Raw genomic sequence first — 6,417 nt, forward strand, 5'->3', positions numbered from 1 at the left:
GTATGGAAATCGGGTTCAAGACTGACAAAGGCAAGATGCGGAGCAATAATGAAGATGCATGTTTTGTAATGCAGAAAGACAGAGTATTCATTATAGCTGATGGTGTCGGAGGCAACAAATCAGGTGAAATAGCAAGCAGAACGGCTGTTAAGGGTATAGTTGAGTACATTGAGAATAATCCCCTGGATGGCATAAGTTCTCCTAAGAAGATACAGGAGTATTTCAATGAATGTATCAAAAAGATCAACTTCACTGTGCTTGAGAGCTCTCAGAGATTTGAAGAAAATCGAGGAATGGCTACGACTATAGTTGTAGCTTACATTGTTAAGAATAAGATGTATGTTATGAATGTAGGCGACAGCAGAGCATACATATTCAGGAAACATAAGCTGAGACAGATAACCGAGGATCACACCTACGTAAATAGTTTGGTGAAGGCCGGCGTTATCACAGAAGAAGAAGCTGAATATCATGAAAACAAGAACATGATAACCAGAGCTATAGGCGCGGACTATAAGGTGGATGCTGACTTTTTCGTAACATCCATTAAAAAGAACGATATAATACTTATGTGCACTGATGGCCTCTATGGTGAGGTCAACCAGCAGGATCTGGTCCTGAAACTGGCAGAAGGAAAACCTATGAGCGATACTTGTTATGACTTGATAGAAATGGCGAATATACACGGCGGTAATGACAACATTACTGTGATCTGTTTGAAGATAACGGAGGACGAAATAGATGAGTAAATTGTTAGTAGGCAGGTATGAACTGGTAGAAAAAATTGGCGAAGGCGGAATGGCTGTCGTCTATAAATCCAGGGACAGATTGCTGAACAGGTATGTAGCAATCAAAATACTGCGCCCTGAGTTTACTAAGGACGCTCAGTTTGTAGATAGCTTCAAGAAGGAATCACAGGCGGCTGCGGGTCTGCAGCATCCTAATATTATCAGTGTCTATGATGTTGGAAGAGAAGGTAATATCCACTTCATTGTTATGGAACTGATAAATGGAAAGCCTCTTAGTGATGTGATCAAAGAACAGGCACCTATGGATTACAAGAGGAGCATCGAGATCACCAAACAGGTAGCGGCAGCCCTGAGTGTGGCCCATAAGAATAACATAATTCACAGGGACATAAAGCCTCATAATATAATGATAACCGAGGACGGAATGGCTAAACTTGGTGATTTCGGTATTGCTAAGGCCGTAAGCGATTCCACTTTGACGGAGACCAGTAAAATAATCGGTTCCGTACATTATTTCTCACCGGAACAGGCAAGAGGCGCTTATGTCGATGAACGCTCGGATCTGTATTCTCTGGGTATTGTTTTGTACGAAATGCTGACAGGCCAGGTGCCTTTCGATGGTGACAACCCTGTCCAGGTAGCGCTGATGCACATTAACGATGATGTCACTCCGCCTTCCAAGCTGGTGCCGGGTATACCGCCGGCTTTGGAAAAACTGGTAATGAAAGCTACAGACAAATTCCAGTCTAACAGATATAAGAGTGCTGATGAAATGCTTGAGGATCTTGATAACATAGAGTTCGTTACCAAGATGGTGGGAGATTCGGTGTTTGCTGCTGATGATGTCAGAGATTTTCAGGAATCCAACAGACGTAAGCAGACTGAGGCGCCTGTCTCTAAGGCAGTTGAAGAAACAGTTGAGAAGAAGGGAAAGAAAAAGAACAAGAAACCGCTGATAATAGTGTTGGCTGTTCTTATTGCTTTGGCTGCGCTCTTCGGAATATTATATGCTTCAGGGATCATTGGCGGTGGTTTCACTTTCGGAAAAGTAACTGTTCCGGATGTGAGCGATATGTCATATTCTGAAGCTAAGGCCACACTTGAAAATGAAGGCCTTAAGGCTGTGAAGGGTGATACGGTTACCAGTGATTCCATAGAAAAAGGCAAGGTGGCCGGGCAGGATCCTGCAGCTAATTCCAAGGTCTCTAAGGGAACTACTGTCACATTGAATCTGAGTTCAGGTAAATCTACAGGCCAGATACCTAATCTGGTAGGAAAACCTTACGATCAGGATGATATATCATCCTATGTAAAGAGTATGGGCTTCGTACTTGGCAGCGTAGAGTATGCCAAGAGTGATAAATATGACAAGGGATATATTATAAGTCAGACTCCTTCAGCCGGCTCAGAGCAGGATAAGGATACAAGCATAGATATAGTAGTCTGCAACGGTAAGAAGACTACTAAAGCTACGGTTCCATCATTGACGGGATTGACTGTAGACGAAGCCAAGAGCAAGATAGCTGCTCAGAATTTCGTAGTTGGAAGTGTCACTTACGAAGAGAGTTCGGTATATGGCGAGGGCTATGTAATGTGGCAGCAGTACGATGCAGGCACATCCTTGAAAGTGGGATCTTCAATCAGTATCAAGGTAAGTAAGGGTACTCCTTCAACAAGCGATGATGACAGTACTGATTCGAATTGATCAGGTAGTGAAATGAAGGGATTGATAGTAAAGGGAATAGGCGGTTTCTATTATGTGAAAACCGATTCCGGTATAGTCCAGACCAGGGGCCGTGGAGTTTTGAAGAAGAATAACGCGACACTTATGGTCGGAGATAATGTTGAGTTTGAAATGCTAGATGACGGCGATGGCGTAATCGACAGGGTAGAAAAGCGTAAGAACGCCTTCGACAGACCGCCGATAGCCAACATAGATACCTTTGTGATAGTATTTGCGGCTACAAAACCCAAACCCAATTTTGACGTAGTGGACAAATTTCTGATCATGGCGGAAAGTCAGGATCTGGAGGCTATACTTTGCATGAACAAGTGCGACCTGGCAGATGAAAAGACACAGAGGGAAATCATAAGCCGATACAGCGGAGCATACAGAGTGTTTGCGGTCAGCGGCAAGACAGGAAAGGGCATAGACAGCCTGCTTAGAGCCATAGAGGGCAAAAGGGCTGCCTTGGCAGGGCCGTCTGGCGTTGGAAAGTCTACGATCACCAATATGATAATTCCCGAGGCGGCTATGGAGATCGGCAGCGTCAGCCAGAAGACTTCCAGAGGAAAGCATACGACCAGGCATGTGGAGATATTTCAGCTGCCAATGGGCGGTATGATATATGATACGCCGGGTTTCACATCATTTGATATTTCAGGTGTGGAAGCAGATGAACTGGATATGTATTATCCGGAGATAGAAGCCCTGAGAGATGGTTGCAGATTCGATGACTGCAGACATATGAAAGAGCCGGACTGCGCGGTTATCAAGGCCGTTGCTGATGGCACTCTTAACAGGGACAGATATCAGTCATATGTAAATAATTATGAAGAACTGCGCAATGGCAGGAGGAGGAAATAATGGCTAAACTAGCGCCGTCGATTTTATCCGCGGATTTTTCAAAACTTGGAGAAGAGGTAACAAGGGTCAGCAATGCCGGCGCCGATTACCTGCACATAGATGTAATGGATGGACATTTCGTACCGAATATAAGCTTCGGAGCGGGAGTCATGAAGAGCCTGGACTGTTATGATAGCGCTCCTTATGATGTTCATCTGATGATAGAAGATCCAGATAAGTATATTCAGGACTTCGTTACGGAGAAGACGGAATTCATTACAGTTCATCAGGAAGCTTGCATTCATCTTGACAGGACAATTGATCATATCAAGTCCTATGGAGTTGGAGCAGGAGTGTCTCTGAATCCGGCTACGCCTGTTTCGACATTGGAAAATATACTTAGCAAGGTTGATCTGGTGCTGATAATGTCGGTAAATCCGGGATTCGGAGGACAGTCATTCATTGAGGAGACCCTTACTAAGGTAAAGAAACTTGTTGATATAAGAGAAAAAATGAGTTACAATTGGGTTATTGAAATTGACGGCGGAGTCAATCTGAAAAATGCTAAAACAATTGCAGATGCAGGCGTAGATATACTGGTTGCCGGTTCCGCAGTCTTTGGAGCTAATGACGTAGAAGGATGTGTTAAAGAGTTCAAGGCGATTATATAACATGAGTCATTTGGAGGTGGCATATGAAGATTACCAACAAATGTGATACAGGGTTTAAGTGGAGAGAGAGCATGGTTATTGTAGCTATATTAACCATGTTTTTCGTTATTTCAATTGGATTGTCCGGATCAGATGTTCGGGCTGACGCTGCTACTGCCACCACATCAAGTGACGGCATCATTGTAGTGTATAAGGACGGTACCAGCGTAAGTAAGATCAAGAAGCAGCTTACTGCTAATGATTCGACTACTGATGAAATATCCAAGGTAGACAGCAATACCCGCTACGCAGTAGCTGATGTGCCTGATGATCAGACAATTAAGGAGACGATCCAAGATTATGAAAAGAGTTCTATAGTTCAATACGCCCAGCCTAATTATCTGTATAAAGCCTATTCAAATGATACTTATTACAGTGATCTATGGCATTTATCTAAAATAGGGGCAACTACGGCTGCCACATATTACAGCAGTCTGTCTACAACCAAAAGCAAGGTCAAGGTGGCGGTTCTGGACACTGGTGCAAATATTTCTCATGTTGATCTGCAGTCTTGCCTTGATAAGAGCTTATCGGTGGATATAACCAGCAGCGAGACCGGAAATTACAGCGCTTTGACAAGGGATGTAGATGACCACGGCACACACGTTACAGGAATTATCGCCGCAACGGCGAATAACAGTATAGGTGTCGCCGGCGTAGGCACAACTATTACTAACAACAATCTGGATGTATTTGTGGAAAATGTTTTCACATATTATAAGGAGGATCGCCGAGAGGGTATAGAAGCGGGATATTACGCTGATACAGATGATATAATCAAGGGAATCAATTATGCAATCAGCAATAATGCTCAGGTAATCAATATGAGTCTGGGATATTGGGAATATGCAGGAACTTCCTGTGATCCGCTGTTGGCAACAGCTCTTGATAACTGTGAAAGCAACGGTATCACTGTAGTATGTGCTGCCGGAAATGATGGAGAAGACCCAAACTACGCAACACTACCAAATTATCCGGCAGATTATTCTACCTGCATATCTGTGACAGCGACCACATCAGACAATAGACATGCAAGCTACAGTAATTACAATAAATACAAGGATATTGCAGCCCCTGGTGGAAATGAGCCCCTAGAAAACGAAATATACAGTACAGGTGCGGATGGGAATTACGAGTATATGTACGGAACATCAATGGCTGCTCCTGTAGTTACAGGCGTTGTTGCGGCCATGTACTCTGTGAACCCTGATATAACCCCATCCCAGGTGCGTTCCATATTGTACGGGACGGCAACGGATCTTGGCGATACAGGTCGTGATAATTATTTCGGCTATGGACTGGTGAACGCTTATAAGGCTACTGCTGTGGCTGAGGAAGGCAATACCGTATTCTTCAACAGCAACGGCGGTTCCACGCCGAGCTTCGCCTACGCGACAGCTACATCGGAAGGTACCGTTGGTGAATTCCCTGTAACCAAGCGGTCAGGGTATATTCTGTCCGGCTGGTACACGAAGGCCAGCGGGGGCACCAAGGCAACAAAGAATACTACAGTAGGCACGAGTCTTACACTTTATGCTCACTGGACGAAGGTGACTGTGGCTAAGGAGTCTATCAAGTCAATCAAGTCCAGCAGTCGCAAGGTTTATACTGTCGCCAAGACTGTTTCCGGCGCAAAAGGATATCAGCTGAAATATTCCAGAAGTAAATCCTTCAGCAGCAGTAAGTATCTGACAAAGGCCTCGACTAAAATCACCACAGGGAAACTTACCAAGAATAAGTACTATTACGTTAAGGTAAGAGCTTATAAATTAGATTCTAAGGGTTCCAAAGTCTATGGAGCCTGGAGCACATATAAAATGATAAAGATCAAATAGAGCAGACCTCTCATATATTAAAGGCCACCGCATTGTAGTGAGAGGGGGGTGCGGACAAAAACCTGGACTCTATTAGGGTTCCGAAAGGAGCTATAAAATGTATTCAAAGGAGCAGCGTGAAACCGCTTTGAACCTCTATCATAGGTGTGGTTCTGTAACAAAAACCGTATGCGTATTAGGATATCCTTGCAGAGAATGTCTTCATGCATGGATAAGAATGGAGCACAAGCCCAGATCCCCAAGGAAGCAGCTTGAAATCATCAACACAAATGATCATCCAAGAAATCCTTCTGCAAAAGTGAAACAGGAGGCACTTTATCGTTGCTTTGAGCTTGGAGAAAGTGTAAAATCAGTATCAGAGGAAATAGGATATACCAGAGCCAGTATATATATCTGGCGAAAGAAATATCTAAGTGGAGGTGCTGCATCTTTGGTAAATAAAAAGAATATAATAGTTAAGGACCTGCCCGAAAATATTACGGGCAGTGAAACAGAGGATATCGAAAAACTGCGTAGGCAGATGTTGGATCTGCAACTCGAGGTCGACATTCTTAAGG

Annotated in this window: 6 protein-coding genes; all 6 read left to right on the forward strand. The window is 43.9% G+C overall.

Annotation, left to right across the window (positions count from 1 at the left end; all coding sequences use genetic code 11):
• Positions 1–2: 2 nt before the first annotated feature.
• Entirely contained in the window at positions 3–749 is a 747-nt protein-coding gene (locus tag EV211_RS04570) for a Stp1/IreP family PP2C-type Ser/Thr phosphatase (RefSeq protein WP_133528240.1), read from the forward strand.
• Complete coding sequence (pknB, locus tag EV211_RS04575) at positions 742–2,454, forward strand: Stk1 family PASTA domain-containing Ser/Thr kinase (RefSeq protein ID WP_133528241.1); 1,713 nt, start codon at positions 742–744, stop codon at positions 2,452–2,454. Before EV211_RS04570 ends, pknB begins: the two co-directional genes overlap by 8 nt.
• A gap of 12 nt (positions 2,455–2,466) precedes the next feature.
• On the forward strand, positions 2,467–3,336 hold the full coding sequence (gene rsgA / locus EV211_RS04580; RefSeq protein ID WP_133528242.1) for a ribosome small subunit-dependent GTPase A: 870 nt from the start codon (positions 2,467–2,469) through the stop codon (positions 3,334–3,336).
• Entirely contained in the window at positions 3,336–3,986 is a 651-nt protein-coding gene (gene rpe / locus EV211_RS04585; protein ID WP_133528243.1) for a ribulose-phosphate 3-epimerase, read from the forward strand. Before rsgA ends, rpe begins: the two co-directional genes overlap by 1 nt.
• A 23-nt stretch (positions 3,987–4,009) precedes the next feature.
• Positions 4,010–5,860 (forward strand): S8 family peptidase, encoded by a 1,851-nt coding sequence (locus EV211_RS04590; protein WP_133528244.1) that lies wholly within the window; start codon positions 4,010–4,012, stop codon positions 5,858–5,860.
• Positions 5,861–5,957: 97 nt separating this feature from the next.
• On the forward strand, positions 5,958–6,417 hold a 460-nt coding region (locus EV211_RS04595), incomplete at its 3' end, for a helix-turn-helix domain-containing protein (protein ID WP_133528245.1).

This window comes from Aminicella lysinilytica (assembly GCF_004362975.1).
GTDB classification, from domain to species: domain Bacteria; phylum Bacillota; class Clostridia; order Peptostreptococcales; family Anaerovoracaceae; genus Aminicella; species Aminicella lysinilytica.